Here is a 22,310-nt window from a genome sequence, read left to right on the forward strand (position 1 = left end):
GAGTTCGGGAACAATAATGGCAGACAGAACCCAGCTGAGAGTAGCCGACAACAACGACATCGCTGACGATGATCCGTTCGCGGAACTGACCAGGATCATGGGATTCGACCCGCGCCAGCCGGTCAGGCCGCAATCGCCCGCCCAGCCGCAGGCCCCAGCCGCCGATCGCGGGCTCGAAGAGGGCGATTTCGATATCGATCTCGAGAAAGAAATGATGGGCGAGTTCGGCGCTGACGACAGCGACGCCGCTCCGGTTGTCCAGGCTCATGAGCCGACCTTCGAGCATGAGCCGGCATTCCAAGCGGCTGACGCCAGCGCGATGGACGACGAGCTTTCGGTGTCGCTCGACGACGATTTCCAACTGGACATGGCTGAGATCGACGGCCACGTCGCCGGCACCAGCCATGCGGTCGCAGCTGAAGCCGCGCCGTCCGTCGAGCCGGCTTTCGCGTCTGATTTTGACGATGCCGTCGCCGGTTCGCTTGAGGACGTCTCCCCCTTCGAGGACGATCAGTCGATGGCGGACGAGCTTGCCACTTCGCTCGACCAGGACCTCCGGATCGATGAGGAAGCCGAAGAGGCCCAATACGCCGTTGCCGACACGCACGCTTCTGTCGAGCCAGTTGCCTCAGATGACGAATTCGACGATGCGGTGGCAGTCTCGCTTGAAGACGAGCTGGTGCTCGACGACCATTCGGCGGCCGAACAGTCATTCGTGGTCGCCGAGCCCGTCGAGTATCCCATGCCGGAGCAAGCGGCGGCGCGTGACGGCCATGCAATCTCCGATGAAAGCTTTGCCGGCCATTTCGACGACGCCATGGCTGATGTCGACATGGATTTCGACGTTCGCGCGGATGAGCCGAATGCCTTCGACGAGCCGCCAACGCATGATGCGTTTGCCGATGTCGCTGACGCGAAGGGCGAGCTTCCCAGCCCTGAGAGCGTGCCGGACGATGCTTTTGACCTGAATTTGGACGACGCGTTTGCCGAAACGGTCGAAGAGCCGGTCACAGAGGTTGCCGCCGTTGCCGCCCAGCCGGCGGCGCCGGAAGCCTACATCGCAGCCGCGGTGCATGCCCCGACCGCGGACGAACGGAGCCTGGAAGACGAGTTGAATGCGCTGCTGGGTGCCATGACGGCGCGCACAGTGCCGGTGGCCAGTGAGCCCGTCACGGCTCAGCCGGCTGTCGCTGCCCTGCCGCCTGTTGCCGAGCCCGCCGAGGAACCGGCCGACCTTGTCGGCGACCTCGACTGGGATCTTGACGAACCCGCGCCTGAGCAGGACCGGCATGTTGGCACGGCCCAAGCGGCCGATGCGGATATTGACGACCTTATGCTTGATGAACTCCAGGATACGACCTGGAACACGGTTGGCGATGTCGATTTCGACGATGATGCGTTCGACGCGGCTTTGCCCAAGGATCTTGATCCGCGTGACGAAGCCGCTGACCGGGACAATTCGGCGGATTCTCTCGATTGGCTTGCGGAGCGTTCCCAACCGGCAGAGCCGCCGCGTTCGTGGAGCCGCGTGACGCCGGTTCCGCAGCAGCCGTCATTCAGCGCTCAGCCTGCGTTTGGTGCTCAGCCGGCCGCTTCGGTGGCATCCGTGGCCGCCGGGCCGGCAGTCGCCGCCATGACATCCTACCGTTCGTCCGAGCCGGTCGAGGCCGTGGCTCCCGCTGCCCCGGTATCGGCGCCGCAATCGCGCCAGCCGGCGCATTACGAAGACATGCCCGACGTCGAAACGGTCGATGTACCCGAGCGTGTCGTCGCGCTGGCGGACGATCTCGATATTCCCGAACTGCACTTCGAGGAAGACCAGCCAGCGTCGCCTGGCTACGACGATCTCGATGCGGAGTTCTCCAGCCTTCTCTCCGAGATGAACGCGGTGGAGGTCGCTGCCGCTCCCACAGGCAATTTGGCCGGCGCGTCTTACGATGATGACTCCTATGCCGCGGGCTTCAAGCCGGGCTATGACAGCCTCAAGCCGGCATATGACGGGGTCAAGCCGGGCTATGATGGGATCAAGCCGGGCTATGAGCCGGAAGCGCGGACCTATGCCGCGCGGCCGATGGACATGTCCGCCCGCGCGGCGGCGCCCACGGGTTATGCCGACGCCTCTGGTTTCGACCTTGACAGTCTGCCAGGGAGCCAGCCGGTTTCCCAAGCCGATGATTTCACCGTCGATGAACTCGACTACGATCCCGAACTCGACGAGGCTATGGCTGTCCCGGGGCTCGGCGAGCGTGAGGCCGCGAGGCCGTCGCGCGGACGCGGCCTGTTCATCGCCGCGATTGTCGGCGCGGTCGCCGTCGCGGGCGGTCTCGGTGCCTTTGCGCTGTCCTTTGGCGGCAAGGGCGGCAGCGAAGCGCCTGTCATCGTCAAGGCCGACAACGCGCCGATCAAGGTTAAGCCGGAGAATCCGGGCGGCGCCGTGGTGCCCAACCAGGACAACAAGGTCTACGACGCGGTCAGGGGCGCAAAGCCAGCCGAGCCGGTCCAGGAAAAGCTGGTCACCAACGTCGAAGAGCCGGTTGACGTGCAGGCGAAGGACCCGGCCCGCGCCATCGATCTTTCGCCGGACCAAAATGCAGCCGCCGCTGGAACCGATGTCGGCAATGCCGCGCCGATGTCCGGCGCCGCTTCGGCCGACAACGCTTCTGCCGATAGCACTGCGCCGGCGCCCAAGTCCGAGGATCGCATCGCGCAGGTGCTGCAGGATGCCGACAAGGGCACCAATGCCGATGTCGTCGCCGTTGCGCCGCGCAAGGTGAGGACCATGGTGGTCAAGTCGGACGGTTCGCTGGTGCCGCGTGAAGATCCGGCAGCGCCCGCCGCTCCGCAAATGGCCGCTACCGAGCCGGTCGATCCGGCGCCGCAGCATGTCGCCCCGGCGGCGCAAGCCGATGCGGACCAGACCGGCACCGTGGCGCCTGCCGCCGCCCAGGCGGACGACGAGCCGGCCCTCAAGCCGGTCGCCAAGCCGAAAGCCGAGGCCCAATCGGCGAACACGCCGGCAAAGGTTCCGCTCGCGCCGCAGCGTCCGTCCGACCAGCCGGTCGATGTTGTCGGCGAGGTCAAGCCCGATCAGGTTGCGTCCATAGATCCGGCATCGACCGCGGCCGGCGGTGGCTCGTGGTCGATGCAGATCGCCTCGCAGCCGACCGTCGAAAGCGCCCAGTCCAGCTATCAGGATCTGCAGCGCCGCTATGGCAGCGTGCTTGCCGGGCGTACCGCCAACATCGTCAAGGCCGAGATCGCCGGCAAAGGCACGTTCTACCGCGTGCGCGTTCCGGCCCAGTCACGCAATGACGCGATCAATTTGTGCACCAGTTACAAGGCCGCCGGCGGCAACTGCTTCGTCTCGCGCTAAAGCCGGAGCCAACCATCAAAAGCCGGCGCGGTCCACCGCGCCGGCTTTTTCATGGGGAAAGCAGATCCGGCATTGTCCCGGATGAATCCCTGGCGATTCCCTTTGATCGCGCAAAGCCCTAAACTGCCGACATGACCGAATCAAAATCCATGATCCTCGGCTGTGCCGGGAAATCGCTTACCCGCGAAGAAATCAATTTCTATCGCAATGAATGCCCGTGGGCCTTCATCCTGTTTGCGCGCAACATTGGCGAGACCGAACAGATCCGCGATCTGGTCGCCGAGATGCGGGACTGCATAGGGCGTCCGGACGCGCTGGTGTTCATCGATCAGGAAGGCGGCCGTGTGCAGCGCTTGCGACCGCCGCTGGCACCGAACTATCCCGCCGGCGGCGCGCTCGGCGCGCTGTGGCGCGACGATCATGATGCCGGCGCCCGAGCGGCCTGGCTGATGGCGCGGCTGCATGCCTTCGACCTGCTGCGCTACGGCATCACAGCCGATTGCCTGCCGGTGCTCGATGTGCCGATCGAAGGCGCCAGCGATGTCATCGGCGCGCGGGCCTATGGCAAGGATCCGCGACCGGTGATCGAGCTCGGCCGCGCAGCCGCGGAAGGGCTGATGTCGGGCGGCGTGCTGCCGGTCATGAAGCATATTCCGGGTCATGGACGTGCCTTTGCCGACACGCATTTCGAACTGCCGGTGGTCAATGCCTCGTTCAGCGATCTGCAGCGGCATGATTTCGCCCCGTTCAAGGAGCTTAGCCATCTGCCGATGGCGATGACAGCTCATGTCGTCTACAGCGCGATCGACCCCAACAATCCGGCGACCACCTCCGGCAAGGTCATCGACGAGATCATCCGGCGCGAAATCGGCTTCGACGGACTGCTGATGAGCGACGACACCTCGATGAAGGCACTTTCTGGGGATTTCCCGACAAAGGCGGCCTCGATCCTTGCAGCGGGCTGCGATCTGGTCCTTCACTGCAATGGCGTTTTTGAGGAGATGGCCGGCATCGCATCGCGGACCACGGGGCTTGAGGGCACGTCGCTGGAGCGCGCAAAGCGGGCGCTGACCTATATAAAGAACCGTGACACGGTTGAAGAAACCGAAATACGTGCCGAATTCGCCACCTACTTCGATGCGATGGCATAGCAAAGGGAAAGCGACAGGCAGTGGCGGAAACATTGGAAAGCAAGGCCGCGAAGGCCGCACCGATGGACCGTCTGTGGGCCGAGAATGACGATTCACGCGTTACCGGCGACCCGTCGCTGGTTGTCGACGTGGCCGGCTTCGAAGGTCCGCTCGATCTTCTGCTGCATCTGGCCCGCACCCAGAAGGTCGATCTGGCGCGCATTTCGATCCTGGCGCTGGTCGAGCAATATCTGACCTTTGTCGAGACGGCGAGGGCGCTCAGGCTGGAGCTTGCCGCCGACTATCTGGTGATGGCGGCGTGGCTGGCCTTCCTCAAGTCCAAGCTCCTGATCCCCAAGCAGCCCGGCGACGAGGGCGAAAGCGGCGAGGAACTGGCGGCGGTGCTGCAGTTCCGTCTGAAGCGGCTGGAAGCCATGCGCGACGCCTCGGCGCGCCTGGTCAACCGCAACCGGCTCGGCCGCGATGTGTTCGCGCGCGGCATGCCGGAAATGGTCATCGTCGAAAAGCGTAACGCATATTCGGCCTCGCTCTACGATCTCTTGACCGCCTATGCCCAGCAGCGCCAGAAGCAGGCGATCAACAATGTGACGATCGCCAGGCGCGGTGTCTGGTCGCTCAAGGACGCGCGCGACATCCTGACCCGCCTGGTCGGGGCCGTGAGCGACTGGATGACGATGGAAAGTTTTCTCATCGCGTACATGACCAGCCCCGAGGAGCGGCGCACGGCGATCGCCAGTTCCTTCGCGGCAACACTGGAACTGGTGCGCGACGGCACGATGGAGGTGCGGCAGGACGAAGTGTTCGCGCCGATCTACCTGCGCGGCCGCACGCAGGCAATCAAGGCAGTCGAGGTGGCATCATGAGCGAACGCGCCAACGCTTCGGTTGTCCCGTTCAAGGTCGGCGATGAACCCGAAGAGGAGTCGCTTTCCCAGGATCCGGCCGAGCAGCAGCTACAGAACCCGGCCGAACGGCTGCATCTGGCCGAGGCCGTGCGCATGGCCGAGGCGATCGTGTTCGCCAGCGCTGAACCCGTCAGCGAAAAGCAGCTTGCGGCCCGCCTCCCTGACGGCATCAACATTGCCCTGGCCATGGCCGAGCTGCAGCAGATCTATGCGCGGCGCGGCGTCAATCTGGTGCGTGTGGGCGACGCCTGGGCGTTCCGCACCGCCGGCGACCTGGCTTTCCTGATGAGCCGCGATACCGTCCAGCAAAGGAAGCTCTCCCGCGCGGCTCTCGAAGTGCTGGCGATCATTGCCTATCACCAGCCGGTGACGCGTGCCGAGATCGAGGACATCAGGGGCGTGGAGACCTCAAAAGGTACGCTCGACACGCTGCTGGAAACGGAATGGGTGCGCATGCGCGGCCGGCGAAAGACGCCCGGACGCCCTGTGACCTACGGCACGACGGAGACCTTCCTCGACCATTTCGCGCTGGAAGAGATTCGCGATCTTCCTGGCATGGAGGAACTGAAGGGGGCCGGACTGCTTTCGGGCCGCATGCCGTCGAATTTCTCCATTCCGCAGCCGCCGGCCGATCCCGACGCATTGACCGACGACGAGGATGCGCTGACCGATATCGATCTCGAGGAACTCGGCCTGCTGACGCCGCGCGTCACGGAAGATTGACTGGCATTGGCGGCGAACTTGATGAGGATGCGCGGATTCGTAGCGGGCGTTCCCGTCGAAAATGCGTGACATCCGTCACCCTTTCATAAACTCTGTCGCAGTTGTGTTTGAATCCCAACGCGAAAACGCATAGATCATCGCCAGGGAAAACATTCGAGAGAGATTTGCTATGGGTTCATTTTCGATTTGGCATTGGCTGATCGTGCTGGTGATCGTGCTTTTGGTGTTTGGCCGCGGCAAGATTCCCGAGCTGATGGGCGATATGGCCAAGGGCATCAAGAGCTTCAAGAAGGGCATGGCCGACGACGAGGTTGCCGAAGACAAGCGCACCGTCGAACACCGTGCCGACGAGACCGTTGCGGCCGCGAAGGAAAAAGCCAGCAAGAGCTGAGCCAAAGGTTCTAGTCGGAACAGAGTGCCATGTTTGAAGTCGGCTGGACCGAAATGCTGGTCATCGCGATCGTCATGATCGTGGTCGTCGGACCCAAGGATTTGCCCAATATGCTGCGCACCTTCGGCCGCACGACGGCGAAGCTGCGCGCCATGGCGTCCGATTTCCAGAAACAGTTCAACGAGGCGCTGAAGGAAGCCGAGCTCGACGACGTCAAGAAGTCAGTCGACGAGCTCAGGGGTCTCAGCCCGATGGCCGAGATCAGGAAGCAGCTCAATCCGTTCGAACAGGCCGCGGCCGATGTTCGCTCCGGCGTCGATGCGGCGATGAAGCCGAAGCCGGCCGATCCGGCAAGCTCTGTCGCTTCGACCCCGCAGGCGGCCGAGCCGTTGAAGAACGGTGCAACGACCATGCCTGGCGTCAACGGACCGGAAGCAGCGCCAGCAGCGCCGATTTTCCCGGCGATGACCGACGAATCGGTGGTGACGACGTCAGTACCGGCGGCACCTGTCGTGGCGCCGAAGGCATCCGCGGCGAAGAAACTAACCAAGCCTGCACCGGCAAAAGCGACGCCGGCTGCAAAAGCTTCGGCAAATGGTGCAAAGGTTGCCGCGAAGGCAGCGTCTGCGTCCAAGACGCCGGCGAAGGCCGTGACGACGGCACAGCCTGAAACGCTCAGGGCCAAGACGCCCGCTGCGGCCAAGGCTATCGCGGCCAAGACTGTAGCGACCAAGACGGGGGCGAAAGCCGAACCGAAGCTTGCAGCGGTGAAGAAACCGGTGGCCAAGAAGACGGCTGGAGCCGCCAAGTGAGCGTTTCGGACACCGAAAAGGACGAGATCGAGAAATCGTCGGCGCCGCTGATGGAGCATCTGATCGAGTTGCGCCGGCGGCTGATCTGGTCGCTGGGCGGCTTCTTCGTTGCCTTCCTGGTCTGTTTCTTCTTCGCCAAGAAACTGTTCAACCTCCTGGTCGTGCCGTTCAAATGGGCGACGCAATGGGCAGGGCTCGATCCGCACAAGGTCGAGCTGATCTACACGGCGCCGCAGGAATTCTTCTTCACTCAGGTCAAGCTCGCCATGTTCGGCGGCATGGTGATCGCCTTTCCGCTGATTGCCACGCAGATCTACAAGTTCATCGCGCCCGGCCTGTACAAGAACGAGCGGAATGCCTTCCTGCCGTTCCTGATCGCGTCGCCGATCCTGTTCCTGATGGGTGCGTCGCTGGTCTATTTCTTCTTCACGCCGATGGTGATGTGGTTCTTCCTCGCCATGCAGCAGGCCGGCACCGACGATCAGGTGCAGATTTCGCTGCTGCCGAAAGTGTCGGAATATCTCAGCCTGATCATGACGCTGATCTTTTCCTTCGGCCTGGTGTTCCAGCTGCCGGTGGTGACCAGCCTGATGACACGGGTCGGCATGCTGTCGTCCAAGGGACTGGCCGAGAAGCGCAAATGGGCGATCGTCATTGCCTTCGTCGTCGCGGCGATACTGACGCCGCCCGATCCGATGAGTCAGATCGGCCTGGCCATCCCGACCATCCTTCTCTACGAGGTGTCCATCTGGGCTGCCCGGCTGATCGAGCGCGATCGGGAAAAGCAGCGCGTGGCACGCGAGAAGCAGGATGCGGCGGACGAGGTGGCGGACAAAGCACCGGACGAGCCCCCGGCACCTGCCTCCTCATAGGCAACAGAGCGGCTGCAGCGGCGGAAAAACATAGTCGTCGCCCCGCCCATCTTGCATCGATCTCGGATGCGGTTTACGCCCTCTGGCTGAAACGCATCGCGCTCAAAGCGATGCGTTTCAGTTTTGTTTTGAGCATATCGTTGTCCCAAAATCGCTGTGCACTTTTGGGCGACATGCTACCCAGGAGCGTTCAAACCATGCTTGACATCAAATGGATTCGCGACAACCCGAAGGCCCTTGTCGAGGCGCTGGTGAAGCGCTCGTGGTCGGCTGACGAGGCGCAGTCCATGGTCGACGGACTGATCGCCTCGGACGAGGCGCGGCGCGAGCACGTTACCGAACTGCAGACCAAGCAGGAGCGCCGCAATGCCGCGTCGAAGGAGATCGGTAACGCCATGCGTTCGGGCGATGCCGCCTTGGCCGAAAAGCTGAAAGCCGAAGTCGGCGAGATCAAGGTCTTCATCCAGAACGGCGAGGCGCGCGAACGCGAGCTCGACAAGGCGCTGACCGATGCGCTGGCAGTGCTTCCCAACGTGCCGTTCGACGACGTGCCTGTCGGCAAGGACGAGCACGACAATGTCGTCAAGCACCTCGTCGGCAAGGTGCCGACGCGGCCGAACTGGGTGAAGGAGCACTTTGAGATCGGCGAAGCGCTCGGCATGATGGATTTCGAGCGCGCGGCAAAGCTGTCGGGCTCGCGCTTTACGGTGCTGAAAAGCGGACTGGCCCGGATGGAACGTGCGCTCGGCCAGTTCATGCTGGACCTGCATACGACCGAACACGGCTACGAAGAAGTCATCCCGCCGTTGATGGTCAAGGACGATGTTCTGTTCGGCACCAACCAATTGCCTAAGTTCGAGGAAGATCTGTTCTTCACGCCGCACGGGGAGGGCAGGCTTGGCCTGATCCCGACCGCCGAGGTCCCACTCACCAACCTTGTGCGTGAAGAAATCACCGCGCATGAAAAACTGCCGCTGCGCTATACCGCGCTGACGCCGTGCTTCCGCTCGGAAGCGGGTTCGGCCGGGCGCGACACGCGCGGCATGCTGCGCCAGCATCAGTTCTACAAGGTCGAGCTGGTGTCGATCACGGACCAGGAATCGTCACTTGCCGAGCATGAGCGGATGACGCAATGCGCCGAGGAAGTGCTGAAGCGGCTCGGCCTGCCGTTCCGCACCATGACGCTGTGCACCGGCGACATGGGCTTTGGCGCGCGCAAGACCTACGACATCGAGGTCTGGCTGCCCGGCCAGAACGCCTATCGCGAGATCTCGTCCTGCTCGGTGTGCGGCGATTTCCAGGCGCGCCGCATGGACGCCCGCTACAAGGACAGGGACGGCAAGGGCAACCGCTTCGTCCACACGCTCAACGGCTCGGGCACAGCCGTTGGCCGCGCGCTCATCGCCGTCATCGAAAACTACCAGAATGAAGATGGCAGCGTAACCATTCCTGAAGTGCTGCGGCCTTACATGGGCGGTCTGGAAAAGATCGAAGCGAAATAATGCGTATCCTACTGACCAATGACGACGGCATTCATGCCGAGGGCCTGGCGTCGCTCGAACGTGTCGCACGTACGTTGTCCGACGATGTCTGGGTGGTGGCGCCCGAGCAGGACCAGTCCGGCTACGCGCATTCGCTGTCGATCTCGGAGCCGCTGCGGCTGCGCAAGATTGGCGAGAAGCATTTTGCCGTGCGCGGCACGCCGACGGATTGCGTCATCATGGGCGTCAAGAAGATCTTGCCTGGCGCACCCGACCTGATCCTGTCCGGCATCAATTCGGGCGCCAACATTGCCGACGACGTCACTTACTCCGGCACTGTTGCCGGCGCCATGGAAGGCGCGCTGCTCGGTATCCGCTCGATCGCGCTCAGCCAGGGCTACAGCTATGTCGGCGAAGATCGCGTCGTGCCCTACGAGACGACAGAGGTGCTGGCGCCGGCGCTGCTGAAGAAACTTGTCGCGACGCCGTTGCCGGACGGCGTGCTGCTCAACGTCAATTTTCCCAACTGCACGCCCGAAGAGGTCGCGGGCACGGTGGTCACCACGCAAGGCAAGCTCGTGCACTCCCTGTGGGTCGACGAGCGCCGCGACGGGCGCGGCCTGCCTTACTACTGGCTGCGCTTCGGCGGCGAGCCGGTCGAGGGCAAGCAAGGCACCGATCTCTACGCCTTGCGCAACAGGCTGGTGTCGGTGACGCCGCTGCAGCTCGACCTGACCGCGCATGAAATCCGTGACCAATTGAGCAAGGCGCTTGCATGAACCAAGGCCTCTCGATCGATGACCGCGAAGGTTTTGCTGCCTTTCTGCTGCGCCTGCGCGGCCGGGGGACTGTGCCGAAGGCGCTGATCGCGGCCTTCGAGGCGACGCCGCGGCGCGGCTTCCTGGCGGCCCAGTTCCATCAGATCGCCTGGTCGGACCGTATGCTGCCGATCGAATGCGGCGAGGCGATCGAAGGTGCCGACATGCAGGCGGCGGTGATCGCGGCGCTCGCTATCGAGCAGGGCAACCGCGTGCTCGAGATCGGCACCGGCTCGGGCTACACTTCGGCGGTGATGTCGCGGCTGGCGGCGCGGGTCATCACCACCGATCGCTACAAGACGCTCGCCGAGCAGGCGCGGCAGCGCTTCGAGGCGCTCGGCATCGGCAATGTGATCGTGCGCCACGCCGATGGTTCCGGCGGGCTGCCGAATGAAGGGCCATTTGACCGTATCGTCGCCTGGGCTGCCTTCGACAGCCTGCCGCGCTTCCTGCTCGACCAGTTGTCGAGCGGCGGTATCGTCATCGCTCCGATCGGCCCCGAAGAGGGCGAACAGGTGCTGGCCAAGCTGACCAAGGTCGGCAGCCGCTTCGAGCGTGAAGACATCGGCCTCGTTCGCCTGCAGCCGATCCTGCGCGGTGTCGCCGCTGTCATCTAGCGCGTATGTCGATGTTCAGGCCGCGCCGCGTCGGGTGCGCGCGCCGTCTTCGACCCCGGCCGGCATGACCTGAAAATCTCCCCTGGGCTCGCTCTCTAATATTTTAAGAAAAATTGCGTCGGATTCCATGGGGTTAACCGTCGAGTAACATTAACGCGCTTTAATCATGCCTAGTTTGTACCGGGTATGTGCGGGTTAGTGCGATGCAACTCAGTGTTTTGAAGACAAACGGTCGCAATCTGGCGCGAGGCTGCGCCATACTGATGGTCGCGGGTGCCGCTGCGGGGTGCAGTTCCCAAGTTTCGCGGTTCAATGGCGTCGACGATGTCTTTACATCCTCGACCAACAATCAGCGCGCCATCATCAACAAGCAGGATGCCGTACAGCAGCCCTATCCGGGCGATGTCGCCGCCGCTCCGATCGATGGCAGCCATACACAGTCGGTCAGCCGCTCCAGCCTCGATCCGGTCTCGACGCGGCCGCTGCCGCCGCCGGTTGCCCAGGCTTCCGAAGTGGCGCCGGTGTCGAAGCCGGTACGCACCGCATTGGCCCCGGCACCGCATGTCGACAGGACCACGACCGGCACCGTCGCCCCAGTGGCGTCGCCTTTCAAGGTTTCGCAACCTGACGAACCCCGCGTGGCTGCTTCCGGCACTCCGCATGCAACCGAGATCGTCGTCAGGGACGGCGAAACGATCGGCGGCCTGGCGCAGCGCTACAAGGTGCCGTCCGACGTGATCATGAAGGTCAACGGGTTGAGCGCGACCAAGGGGCTGAAGACCGGCCAGAAGCTGGTCATCCCGGCCTACGCCTATTCGAGCAAGAGCGAGCCGAAGCTCGCGGATGCCAAGCCGGCGAAAGACACCAAGCACAACCTGCCGGCCACCGCGCCCGACAAGGTGGCCGTCCTGCCGCAGCAGCCGAAGCCTAGGGAGGGCAAGTCCGCCGCTCCGGTCGACACGTCGGCCGCCGCGAGCCAGCCCAAGGAGCCCAAGCCGCAGGTAGCTGCGGCCAAGGCGACCAATGCAGCTGGCACCTATACGGTTCAGTCGGGCGACACGCTTTCCTCGATTGCCAGGAAGACCGGTGTCGGTGTCGTTGCCATCAAGCAGGCCAACGGCATGCAGGATGGCTTGCTCAAGATCGGCCAGACCCTGAAGGTGCCTGCCGGTGGAACCGCGATCGTCGCCGCCGCCAAGCCGGCCAAGGTCGATCCGGTGACGACGGCCACGACGCAGCCCGCGGCAAAGACCACGCCGTCGGAAACGCTGGCGTCCTACACGCCGCCGAAGAAGGATTCGAAGGTCATCCAGCAGGCCGAGGCCGACGACGCCGTCGCGCCAGACGCCACCGGCATCGGCAAGATGCGCTGGCCGGTGCGCGGCCGCGTGATTTCCGGTTTCGGCTCCGGCAAAGACGGCGTTGACATCGCCGTACCCTCTGGCACACCGGTCAAGGCAGCCGAAAACGGTGTCGTCATCTATGCCGGCGACGGCCTCAAGGAATTCGGTAACACGGTGCTGGTGCGCCACGAGAATGGCCTGGTCACCGTCTACGGCCACGCCAGCTCGATCGAGGTCCAGCGCGGCCAGAAGGTCAAGCGCGGCCAGGAAATCGCGCTGTCGGGCATGAGCGGCACGACGGACTCGCCGAAGCTGCACTTCGAAGTGCGCAAGAACTCCGCCCCGGTCGATCCGTCCGGCTATCTCGAATAGTCGAGGCTATCTCGAATAGAAGAAAAAAAGCAATTTTGCGGGCCGTCTGACCTCCAGTCCGGCCCGCCGGCTCAGCCCGTTCCGAAAGGAGCGGGCTTTTTCAGCTTCAACGCGACGCGCCAGTCTTCAAGCTTCAAAGATGATCACGCAGGGTGTCGGCGATCATGACGCCAAGGCTGCTGGCCTTGATGCCGAGAAGCGTCTCCGCGTCGGAGGAATCGACCAGCAAGGGATTGTCGAAGAGGTAGCTCATTTCGATGAGCTCATGCATGCCCGATGCCTCCATTTCGGGGATGGAATAGGAACGTGTCTCTGGAATTTCACGGTGAAGCATTGCCGCCGTCGTTAGGATGAGTTCCCGGGGTGAGGCGTGTTGCGATGGAACATGGAATGCTCGTCCCCATTCGCCCGTGTAGCGGGAAGCGGCGACCAGTGTCCTGGCCACGTCCTTCGTGAAGGACCAGGCATGAGTCGCGTCGAGGTTTCCAATGAAAGCAGTCGGCCTCCCCTCGATTATGGAGGGCAGCGCGACCAGTGAGAAAGAGCTGATCGCGCCATGTCCAAGATAATCGCTGGACCGCACTTCGACTGCCGGCACGTCCGCACGGACCGCGCGCTGCCACATGATCGTCCGGGCGGTTCCTTTCTTCGAAGTCGGATCCAGAGACAGGTCGGAGTGAAGCGGACTATCGGCATGTTCGCCATAGCCATAGAGGTTTCCGAGTATCACAAGCTTCGCGCCGACCGCTTCCGCGGCCCGCACGGTGCCGTCGATGATTGGGAAAAAGTCGGTCGGCCACCGGTGATAGGCGGCCATGGCACACATGAAAACGGCGTCGGCGTTTCGGCAGATACGCGCCAGTTCAACGCCATCGGTGGCATCGGCCTGCACCGCCCGGACGTTCCGCAACCCGTTTGAGCCGACACTCCGGCTCGTGAGAACGACATCATGTCCTTCTTCTCCCAGAAGGCGCGCGGTCTCGTGCCCGACCGGGCCTGCTCCGACAACTACATAAAAACCCATGGCAACCTCTCGTCCAAACTCTATGGAGAGGCGTAGGTACATGTCCCCGGCATTGAAAATCGCGCGGAAATTGCCAATTCTTGGACAGGTTTTGCCATGAAGTGAGAAAGCATGCATTCGCAGTCTGTTCCGGCTCGATTTCCGCCCGACGTCACAATGGCCTTCTGGCATATCGAAGCGGGCGTCCATCGTCTCTCCAAAGCGGCCCATCATCGCATCATGGTGCATGCAAGCGCGGCGACGCGTTCCTACTGCAATGAGGTTGGTCGATATTTCGTGAGGCGCGCCGGCGATATTGACCTGGTGCCCGCTGGCCAAGAGGGCGGTTTCGAGACTGAAACCCCGTTCGACACGATCGAGATCGCGTTACAACCAGCCCTGATGGAAAGGGTGGCGGCTGAGCTTGGCGGCAAGGCGCGCGCATTGCCGCTCGACACACGTCACCTGCTTCGTGATCAGCGCATCCAACATCTCGCCCGAGCACTCGAGAGCGATGTCAACGCAAACTCACCGAGTGGACCTTTGTTTGCCGACAGCATTGGCGCAGCTCTTGCGGTGAGGCTGCTCGGTCTTGACAATCTCGATGTCGACCGAAGAAACCGGTTGTCAGATGCCCAGCTCAAGCGTGTGTTGGAGCATATTGAGGCTGGCCTGCACGAGCCCCTTTCGATCCTCCGACTGAGCCGAGTTGCCGGGGCGAGCAGCTCGCACTTGCGGGCTTGGTTCAAGGCGGCGACAGGCTTCACCCTGCACCGGTACGTGTTGCGACGCCGGGTCGAACGCGCACGCGTCCTGCTCCGGCGCGGGGATCTCAGCACAAGCGAGGTTGCGGAATTGACGGGCTTTGCGCACCAGTCACACCTGGCGCATTGGATGCGTCGTGAGATCGGCCAAACGCCGCGTGACTTGCGGCGGTCGCAGCCCAAATGATCTTGTCATTGGATGGCGTTGGCGACGCCACCCAACGTATCAGTCCCTCAGTGGCTTGCCGAGCCGGCCAGCCAGGTCCTGGGTGAACTGCCAGGCGACGCGACCTGAGCGGCTGCCGCGGGTGGTCGCCCATTCCAGTGCTTCGGCGCGCAGTTGCTCGGGATCCACGACAAGGCCATGGTGCCTGACATAGCCGTCGATCATGTCGAGATACTCGTCCTGCGAACATTTGTGGAAGCCGAGCCACAGGCCGAAGCGGTCGGACAGCGACACCTTTTCCTCGACCGCCTCGGACGGGTTGATCGCGGTCGAGCGCTCATTGTCGATCATGTCGCGCGGCAACAGGTGGCGGCGGTTCGAGGTGGCGTAGAAGATGACATTGGCCGGGCGGCCCTCGACGCCGCCTTCGAGCGCTGCCTTGAGCGATTTGTAGGAGGTGTCGTCATGGTCGAAGGAGAGGTCGTCGCAAAACAGGATGAAGCGGAAGGGGGCTGCCTTGAGCAATCCCATCAGCTTTGGCAGCGTGTCGATGTCCTCGCGGTGGATTTCGATCAGCTTCAACGGTAGGTCGGACTTGGCCTTGGCGTTGATCTGCGCATGCACGGCCTTGACCAGCGACGATTTGCCCATGCCACGCGCACCCCACAACAACACGTTGTTGGCTGGATAGCCGGCGGCGAAGCGTTCGGTGTTGTCGACGAGGATGTCGCGGACACGGTCGACGCCACGGATCAGGCCAATGTCGACGCGGTTAACCCTGCGCACCGGCTCCAGATAGCCCCGATCGGCCTGCCAGACGAAGCAATCGGCCTCGCCGAGGTCCGTTTGGGGCACCGGCGGCGGGGCGAGGCGGCTCACCGCCTCGATCAGCCGGTCGAGTTTCTGGTTCAAGGCTTCAATGCTGCTGTCGGTCATGTCTGTCTTTTGTTTTTCGCGTTTTTGACGTGCGGGAGCGTGAGGCTGTCCGATTCCGCCTGACACAAAACCGGTTGCAACCTTTTGTTCGAGCGTGATCTTTTCGCAAAACCGGCTCACGCTTTTCGCGATCATGCTCTAACACGGCTCAACAGGCCGGAAAAGCAGCCGATTTGGCCAGCCGCGCAGTTGCATTGACAACTTTACCGACTATATTCCGGCCAAATTTCAAAGGGCCGCCAAATTACGGTTTGGCGGCTGTTTTCAAAATTCAGGAGTACCTCGATGTTCGTGACACCGGCATACGCCCAAGGCGTTGGCGCTTCTCCCGACATGTTCATCAGCATTTTGCCGTTTGTCCTGATTTTCGTGATCATGTATTTTCTGATCATCCGGCCGCAGCGCACGCAGCTGAAGAAGCGCGGCGAGATGCTGGCCGCGGTCCGTCGCGGCGACACGGTCGTCACCGGCGGCGGCTTCGTCGGCAAGGTGACCAAGGTGATCGACGATAACGAGCTCGAGATCGACCTTGGCGGCGGCACCAAGGTGACCGCGCTGCGTTCGACGATCGCCGATGTGCGCGTCAAGGGCGAGCCGGTGGCCAACCAGAACGCCAAGAAGTAATCCAATTTTAGGCGGAGCGATCCGCGGACACGCTCTGACGGACGACGCCATATGCTGTATTTTTCGCGCTTCAAGATGATCCTGATCTGGGTGGCCGTGGCCATCACAGTGATCCTCGCCGCGCCCAATCTCATCCCCGCAAGCACCTTGGCCAAGCTTCCCGACTGGGTGCCGAAGCGGCAGATGACGCTCGGCCTCGATCTGCAGGGCGGTTCGCACATCCTGCTGGAGATGAATCAGAACGATCTGATCAAGGACCGGCTGGAGACGACGCGCGACGAAATCCGCACACTGCTGCGCGACGCCAAGATCGGCTATACCGGCCTTGCCGGCACGGGGCGGACCTTGCAGGTCCGCATCACCGATCCCGCTCAACTCGATGCCGCCAAGGCAGCACTGAAGACGCTGACCGATCCGGTCGCTGCCGGCCTGTTCACCGGCGGCTCCATCCAGGAAATGACGCTGGACGATTCCGAGCCCGGCCTGCTCAAGTTCAACGTCACCGACGCCGGCATCAAATACCGCACGTCGACGGCGCTGACGCAGTCGATCGAGGTGGTCGAGCGCCGCGTCAACGAACTCGGCACGACCGAACCTATCGTGCAGCGGCAAGGCGACGACCGTATCCTCGTCCAGGTGCCGGGTCTTCAGGATCCGCAAAGGCTGAAGGAAATCCTCGGCCAGACCGCCAAGCTGACCTTCCAGATGGTCGACCAGTCGATGCCGGTGCAGGACGCGCTGAACGCCCGCCCGCCCGCCGGTTCGTCGGTGCTCTATTCGCAGGATGATCCGCCGGTTCCCTATCTGATCGAAAACCGCGTCATCGTCTCGGGCGAAAACCTCGTCGATGCGCAGGCGACATACAATTCGCAGAACAACGAGCCGGTGGTTTCGTTCCGCTTCGATTCGAAGGGTGCCGCGCGTTTCGGCCAGGCGACCTCACAGAATGTCGGCAAGCTGTTCGCCATCATCCTCGACAATCAGGTGATCTCGGCGCCGCAGATTCGTGAGCCGATCCTTGGCGGTACCGGCCAGATTTCCGGCAATTTCACCGCCCAGAGCGCCAACGACCTCGCCGTGCTGCTGCGCGCCGGCGCCTTGCCCGCGACGCTGACGGTGATCGAAGAGCGTACCGTTGGTCCGGGTCTCGGCCAGGATTCGATCCATGCCGGCAAGGTGGCCGGAATCATCGGCTCGATCCTCGTCGTTGCCTTCATGTTCGTGGCCTACGGCTTCCTCGGCTTCCTCGCCAACATCGCGCTGGCGGTGCACGTGGCGATGATCGTCGGACTGTTGTCGCTGCTCGGCGCGACGCTGACCTTGCCTGGTATCGCCGGCATCGTGCTGACCATCGGCATGGCGGTCGATTCCAACGTGCTGATCTACGAACGTATCCGCGAGGAGCGACGAAACGGCCGCTCGGTGATCCAGGCGATCGATACCGGTTTCACCAAGGCGCTGGCGACCATCGTCGATTCCAACGTCACCTCGCTGATCGCAACGGTGGTGCTGTTCTATCTCGGTACCGGGCCGGTGAAGGGCTTTGCCATCACCTTCGCCATCGGCATCCTGACCACGGTCTTCACCGCCTTCACCTTCACCCGTCTGCTGGTCTCGATCTGGCTGCGCCGGGCCCGCCCGAAGGAGTTGCCGAAGGCGCCGGTGACGTTCATTCCGCCCGGCACGAAGATCCCCTTCATGGGCATCCGCCGCTGGACCTTCGCGCTGTCGAGCATCCTTTCGGTGCTCTCGGTCGTGCTGTTCATGACCGTCGACATCAATTACGGCATCGACTTCAAGGGCGGCTCGCTGATCGAGGTGAAGGCCAAGACCGGCAACGCCGACATCGCCGATATCCGCGCGCGGCTGACCGAACTCAACATCGGCGAAGTCCAGGTGCAGCAGTTCGGCGATCCGAACGACGTGCTGATCCGCGTCGGCTCGCAGGATGGCGGCGAGAATGCCGAGCAGACCGTCATCGACAAGGTGCGCGGCGAACTGCAGGACAATTATGACTTCCGCCGCGTGGAAGTGGTGGGACCGACAGTCTCCGGAGAACTCGCCAAGCAAGGCACCATCGCCATGCTGATCGCGCTGCTCGGCATCCTGGTCTATGTCTGGTTCCGCTTCGAATGGCAGTTCGCGGTCGGCGCCATCGTGGCGACGGTGCACGATGTGGTCATGACACTTGGCTTCTTCGTCATCACCGGGCTGGAGTTCAACCAGTCGTCACTGGCGGCGATCCTGACCATCATCGGCTATTCGCTGAATGACACGATCGTGGTCTATGACCGTGTTCGCGAGGATCTGCGAAAATACAAGCGGATGCCGCTGCCGCAACTGTTGAACAACGCCATCAACGAGACTCTGTCGAGGACGACACTGACATCGGTGACGACGATCCTGGCGCTGCTGGCGCTGGTGCTGTTCGGCGGCGAGGTGATCCGCTCGTTCACCATGGCCATGCTGTTCGGCGTCGTCTTCGGCACCTATTCCTCGATCTTTATCGCCGCACCGCTGCTGATCCTGTTCAAGTTGCGGCCGCAGGCAACTGCCGACGAGGAGAAGCCGGTCAATGGCGGCAAGGCGGTCGCGACCTGACGCGCCGCCCCGAAGGGATGACAGAACGATGACCAGCAAAGGCATCGTCATCCGCGAGGCGCATTTTCCGGGCCGCGCGCCGATCGAAGCCTACGGCAATGGCGGGTTCCGCTTTGCCGACATGTCGCATCGCGGCTCGCTGCTCTGCCTGCCATCCGGCATCCATGGCTGGGAGCCGGCGGATCCTCTGGCGCTGACGGTGGCGGATTTCGACAAGCTGCTGGCAGAAGCCGACAGGGTCGAGATCCTGCTGGTCGGCATGGGCAGGGAACTCAGGCCATTGCCCGCCGCACTGCGGGCCGCGCTGAAGGCGGCCGGAATTGCGTCCGACCCGATGTCGACCGGTGCCGCGGTACGGACCTACAATGTCCTTCTGGCGGAAGAGCGCGCCGTGGCCGCCGCGCTCATCGCTGTCGACTGAGATGTCCCAGAATGCCAAAATCGTCATGGACGCGGTGCGCGTCGCCGACCATGATCGCTATCTGACCGCGCTCTACGCGCCCGACGACAAGCGCGACGCGCTGTTTTCGCTCTACGCCTTCAATGCCGAGATCGCAGGCATCCGCGATCGCATCCATGAAGCGTTGCCGGGCGAGGTGAGGCTGCAATGGTGGCGCGATGTCATTGCCGCCGGCGGCGAGGCCGGCGCCGGCCATCCCACTGCCGAAGCCTTGAACGCCACGATAGCGACGTTCGGCCTCCCGGAGCCGGCCTTCGAGAACATGCTCGATGCGCGCATCTTCGACCTCTACGACGACCCGATGCCGTCGCGCATCGATCTGGAAGGCTATTGCGGCGAGACGGCCGCAGCACTCATCCAGCTTGCGGCGATGGTGCTCGATCCCGTCGAGGCGCCGCGCTTTGCCGATCTGGCGGGCAGGGCAGGCTGTGCGCAGGCGATGACCGGCCTGCTGCTGCTGTTGCCGCTGCATCGCCGGCGCGGACAGTGTTTTGTCCCGGCCGATATCCTTGCAGCGGCCGGCTCTTCGCCGCAGGAGTTCGTTGCCGGTGATGGCGGACCCGGCGCCAAACGCGCGGTGGCGGCGATGATGGCGCTGGCACGGGAACATCTTTCCGCCTTCGAGCGAGGCGCTCCGGCTCTGCCTGTATCGCTGCGTCCGGCATTCCTGCCGCTCGCCCTGTCACGTGCCTATCTCGGCAAGATGGAGAATGGTTCGCCGCTCGAAGGCGTGGCGCGGCTGTCGGCCTTGCGCCGGCATTGGCTGCTGCTGCGTCGCGCGAGCAAGGGCTGGCCTGCGCTTTGACGTAAACGTCAATCATGTTAAGACGTCCCCGCGCCAAACTGTTGCTGAAGACAACAGGCCGGCCCGGAGGAGATGAATGAGCTTACCCATATTGGTAGCGATCGTTACCTTCGGCATCGCGCTGTCGGTTGCGGCGGTGCATTTCACCGGCGGCAGCAAGGCGGCGACGCTCAGCAGTGTCGATCGCGCAGTGAGCCGATTCACTGAGGATTTTCCCGACGAGATCGCGACGGTGGTCCGCCTGACAGCGGATGCCAAGACGGCGTTTCTGGATATCGGGCGAGGACGCATCGGCATCGTTCACAGCATCGGCGATCGCTTTTTGACCCGCATCGTCTCGCCTCAGAATGTCGCGGTTTTGAACGCCGGAGATGCGAACACGGTTTCGCTGCGGCTCGCCGATTTCACCTGGAAGGGCGGCCGCTTCCGCTTTGCCAGCTCAACGGATGCACAGGGCGTGCTGAAAGCGCTTGAGCCGCAAGGTTCAAATTCCACTGGGCAGGCCGCGTGATGGACAGCTACAATTTCCCGCAAGTCACCCAACTGGCCATCCCGTTCTTCGTGGTCGCGATCCTGATCGAGCTTTGGTTGGTGCGCACCGGCCGCGCCAGGGATTCGTTCGAGACGCGCGACACCTTGACCAGCCTGATGATGGGCACCGGCAATGTCGTTGCCGGGCTGCTGCTTGGCGTCGTGTCCTACTGGGCACTGCTGTGGTTGTGGCAATTCCGCGTCTTCAATCTCGGCCTGTCGGTCTGGGTGTTCCTGGCCGCCTTCCTGCTCGATGATCTGCGCTACTACGTCTATCATCGCATCGCGCACCGGGTGCGCTGGGTGTGGGCCGAACACGTAAACCACCATTCCAGCCAGCACTACAATCTGTCGACGGCGCTCAGGCAAAGCTGGACCGGTCTGTTCACCTTCATGTTCGTTTTGCAGGCGCCGCTGGTGCTGCTCGGCTTCCACCCGGCGGTGATTGCCTTCACCTTCGGCTTCAACCTTGTCTGGCAGTTCTGGATCCACACCGAGACGATCGGCAAGATGTGGAGCTGGTTCGAGTTCGTCTTCAACACGCCGTCACACCACCGCGTCCATCACGCCACCAATCCGCGCTACCTCGACGCCAACTATGCCGGCACGCTGATCATCTGGGATCGCGTGTTCGGCACCTTCGTCGGAGAACTGGAAGAAGACCGGCCGCGCTACGGCATCGTCAGGAATCTCGGCACCTTCAATCCGCTGAAAGTGGCGTTCCATGAATGGATCGGCATGTTCAGGGATGCCTTTGCGCCCGGTCTGACGTTGAGCGACCGCCTGAACTATCTGATCAAGCCGCCGGGCTGGAGCCATGACGGCTCGCGCGAAACTTCCGAGACATTGAAAGCTGCCTATGTCAGGCGAAATCCTGATGAGGCGGGCAAGCCGGGGTTGCCGGCGGCTGGTGTCGAGCCAGCCGAATAACCATCGCCTCAGGATGGTTCGCTCGACCCGCCCTCGCGCATCAGCGTTTCATAGTCGCGACCGCCATGGAAGATGTTGACGATGCGGACGAAGTTATCGTCGATGATGTAAGCGATGACTGCAGAGTGCTCGAACGGAACTGTTCGCAATCCTGGCAGGATGTCGTCGCGGGAACGACCGCCGCGAGGCGCGTTGCCGATGCTCTGGCACCGGTCTTCGATGCGCAGAACGAACTTCAGCGCGACGTCAGGACTTCCATTGGCTTCGACTATATGTCTGAAAATGTTGGCCAGATCATTTCTGGCATCTTCACGATACTCGACCTCAAGCCGCCGAATCATCGGCACGGCTCGAATACTGGGCGAAGAGTCCCCGGAGGTGAGTGCGAACCTCTTCTCCCGAATGGCCCGGCCTTGTATCCTCGATCGACGCCTTCACCCGGGCTCTGATCGACGCCATGCGCTCGGCATACTCTTCCTCTTCGCGCTGGAAGGCGCGAAGGGCTGCACGGATGACTTCGCTGGCCGATCCGAAGGAGCCATCTTCGACCTTTTCGCGGATCATGCGCGCCATTGCGGGCGTGACGGTGACCGATAGTTTCTCGGCGGATTCCATGGCTGTCTCTCTTAGGCA

At 62.8% G+C, this 22,310-nt stretch carries 22 protein-coding genes; 18 read left to right on the forward strand and 4 right to left on the reverse strand.

Features of this window, described 5'->3' with window-relative positions; all coding sequences use genetic code 11:
- The first annotated feature begins 16 nt into the window (after positions 1 to 16).
- The 11 genes from NKJ00_RS08300 to NKJ00_RS08350 all read left to right on the forward strand — a co-directional run bounded on the left by NKJ00_RS08300 (position 17) and on the right by NKJ00_RS08350 (position 12,857).
- Positions 17 to 3,373, forward strand: a complete 3,357-nt coding sequence (locus NKJ00_RS08300; protein WP_352629405.1) for an SPOR domain-containing protein — start codon at positions 17 to 19, stop codon at positions 3,371 to 3,373.
- Positions 3,374 to 3,504: 131 nt separating this feature from the next.
- A complete protein-coding gene (gene nagZ / locus NKJ00_RS08305; RefSeq protein ID WP_352629407.1) occupies positions 3,505 to 4,524 on the forward strand; it encodes a beta-N-acetylhexosaminidase in 1,020 nt (339 codons plus the stop codon).
- A 62-nt stretch (positions 4,525 to 4,586) separates the two neighbouring features.
- Positions 4,587 to 5,387 carry a segregation and condensation protein A gene (locus NKJ00_RS08310; protein ID WP_352629478.1) on the forward strand — a complete coding sequence of 267 codons (801 nt, stop codon included), beginning with the start codon at positions 4,587 to 4,589 and terminating at the stop codon, positions 5,385 to 5,387.
- Complete coding sequence (gene scpB / locus NKJ00_RS08315; protein ID WP_023812189.1) at positions 5,384 to 6,151, forward strand: SMC-Scp complex subunit ScpB; 768 nt, start codon at positions 5,384 to 5,386, stop codon at positions 6,149 to 6,151. Before NKJ00_RS08310 ends, scpB begins: the two co-directional genes overlap by 4 nt.
- Before the next feature lie 169 nt (positions 6,152 to 6,320).
- Complete coding sequence (locus NKJ00_RS08320; RefSeq protein WP_023812188.1) at positions 6,321 to 6,542, forward strand: twin-arginine translocase TatA/TatE family subunit; 222 nt, start codon at positions 6,321 to 6,323, stop codon at positions 6,540 to 6,542.
- Between the two features lie 29 nt (positions 6,543 to 6,571).
- Positions 6,572 to 7,354 (forward strand): Sec-independent protein translocase protein TatB, encoded by a 783-nt coding sequence (gene tatB, locus NKJ00_RS08325; RefSeq protein WP_128304012.1) that lies wholly within the window; start codon positions 6,572 to 6,574, stop codon positions 7,352 to 7,354.
- Positions 7,351 to 8,226 carry a twin-arginine translocase subunit TatC gene (tatC, locus tag NKJ00_RS08330; RefSeq protein ID WP_023812186.1) on the forward strand — a complete coding sequence of 292 codons (876 nt, stop codon included), beginning with the start codon at positions 7,351 to 7,353 and terminating at the stop codon, positions 8,224 to 8,226. The genes tatB and tatC overlap by 4 nt, the downstream gene beginning before the upstream one ends.
- A gap of 197 nt (positions 8,227 to 8,423) precedes the next feature.
- Entirely contained in the window at positions 8,424 to 9,728 is a 1,305-nt protein-coding gene (serS, locus tag NKJ00_RS08335; protein WP_352629410.1) for a serine--tRNA ligase, read from the forward strand.
- The gene (surE, locus tag NKJ00_RS08340; RefSeq protein ID WP_023812184.1) at positions 9,728 to 10,486 is read left to right on the forward strand and encodes a 5'/3'-nucleotidase SurE; all 759 of its coding nucleotides are present in this window, start codon (positions 9,728 to 9,730) and stop codon (positions 10,484 to 10,486) included. The genes serS and surE overlap by 1 nt, the downstream gene beginning before the upstream one ends.
- Positions 10,483 to 11,142 carry a protein-L-isoaspartate(D-aspartate) O-methyltransferase gene (locus tag NKJ00_RS08345; RefSeq protein ID WP_352629412.1) on the forward strand — a complete coding sequence of 220 codons (660 nt, stop codon included), beginning with the start codon at positions 10,483 to 10,485 and terminating at the stop codon, positions 11,140 to 11,142. Before surE ends, NKJ00_RS08345 begins: the two co-directional genes overlap by 4 nt.
- Positions 11,143 to 11,345: 203 nt before the next feature.
- Complete coding sequence (locus NKJ00_RS08350; RefSeq protein WP_128304014.1) at positions 11,346 to 12,857, forward strand: LysM peptidoglycan-binding domain-containing M23 family metallopeptidase; 1,512 nt, start codon at positions 11,346 to 11,348, stop codon at positions 12,855 to 12,857.
- Positions 12,858 to 12,990: 133 nt separating this feature from the next.
- Here the strand turns inward: NKJ00_RS08350 and NKJ00_RS08355 are convergent, their stop codons facing one another.
- Entirely contained in the window at positions 12,991 to 13,881 is an 891-nt protein-coding gene (locus tag NKJ00_RS08355; RefSeq protein WP_023812181.1) for an NAD-dependent epimerase/dehydratase family protein, read from the reverse strand.
- Positions 13,882 to 13,992: 111 nt separating this feature from the next.
- Here NKJ00_RS08355 and NKJ00_RS08360 point away from each other — a divergent pair, with 111 nt between their 5' ends.
- On the forward strand, positions 13,993 to 14,811 hold the full coding sequence (locus NKJ00_RS08360) for an AraC family transcriptional regulator (RefSeq protein ID WP_023812180.1): 819 nt from the start codon (positions 13,993 to 13,995) through the stop codon (positions 14,809 to 14,811).
- A gap of 39 nt (positions 14,812 to 14,850) precedes the next feature.
- Here NKJ00_RS08360 and NKJ00_RS08365 read toward each other — a convergent pair whose 3' ends face one another.
- Positions 14,851 to 15,726 carry an ATP-binding protein gene (locus NKJ00_RS08365; RefSeq protein WP_352629415.1) on the reverse strand — a complete coding sequence of 292 codons (876 nt, stop codon included), beginning with the start codon at positions 15,724 to 15,726 and terminating at the stop codon, positions 14,851 to 14,853.
- Between the two features lie 285 nt (positions 15,727 to 16,011).
- On the opposite strand from NKJ00_RS08365, the gene yajC reads away from it, so the two are divergent.
- From yajC to NKJ00_RS08395, 6 genes are all read left to right on the forward strand, one after another.
- Positions 16,012 to 16,350, forward strand: coding sequence for a preprotein translocase subunit YajC (yajC, locus tag NKJ00_RS08370; RefSeq protein WP_008876289.1), 339 nt, complete (start codon positions 16,012 to 16,014; stop codon positions 16,348 to 16,350).
- A 51-nt stretch (positions 16,351 to 16,401) separates the two neighbouring features.
- Entirely contained in the window at positions 16,402 to 18,951 is a 2,550-nt protein-coding gene (secDF, locus tag NKJ00_RS08375; protein ID WP_352609624.1) for a protein translocase subunit SecDF, read from the forward strand.
- A gap of 28 nt (positions 18,952 to 18,979) precedes the next feature.
- A complete protein-coding gene (locus tag NKJ00_RS08380) occupies positions 18,980 to 19,372 on the forward strand; it encodes an Mth938-like domain-containing protein (protein WP_352609625.1) in 393 nt (130 codons plus the stop codon).
- A gap of 1 nt (position 19,373) precedes the next feature.
- Positions 19,374 to 20,216, forward strand: coding sequence for a phytoene/squalene synthase family protein (locus NKJ00_RS08385; protein ID WP_352629417.1), 843 nt, complete (start codon positions 19,374 to 19,376; stop codon positions 20,214 to 20,216).
- A gap of 136 nt (positions 20,217 to 20,352) precedes the next feature.
- Entirely contained in the window at positions 20,353 to 20,727 is a 375-nt protein-coding gene (locus tag NKJ00_RS08390; protein ID WP_352629419.1) for a hypothetical protein, read from the forward strand.
- Positions 20,727 to 21,677, forward strand: coding sequence for a sterol desaturase family protein (locus tag NKJ00_RS08395; RefSeq protein ID WP_206638039.1), 951 nt, complete (start codon positions 20,727 to 20,729; stop codon positions 21,675 to 21,677). Before NKJ00_RS08390 ends, NKJ00_RS08395 begins: the two co-directional genes overlap by 1 nt.
- 8 nt (positions 21,678 to 21,685) lie before the next feature.
- Here NKJ00_RS08395 and NKJ00_RS08400 read toward each other — a convergent pair whose 3' ends face one another.
- Together NKJ00_RS08400 and NKJ00_RS08405 are read right to left on the reverse strand one after the other, a co-directional pair.
- Positions 21,686 to 22,018, reverse strand: coding sequence for a type II toxin-antitoxin system RelE/ParE family toxin (locus tag NKJ00_RS08400; protein WP_128304048.1), 333 nt, complete (start codon positions 22,016 to 22,018; stop codon positions 21,686 to 21,688).
- Positions 22,002 to 22,292 carry a type II toxin-antitoxin system ParD family antitoxin gene (locus NKJ00_RS08405; protein WP_352629422.1) on the reverse strand — a complete coding sequence of 97 codons (291 nt, stop codon included), beginning with the start codon at positions 22,290 to 22,292 and terminating at the stop codon, positions 22,002 to 22,004. The genes NKJ00_RS08400 and NKJ00_RS08405 overlap by 17 nt, the downstream gene beginning before the upstream one ends.
- Positions 22,293 to 22,310 lie beyond the last annotated feature (18 nt).

The sequence above is a fragment of the Mesorhizobium sp. M0227 genome (assembly GCF_040321855.1).
GTDB lineage: Bacteria > Pseudomonadota > Alphaproteobacteria > Rhizobiales > Rhizobiaceae > Mesorhizobium.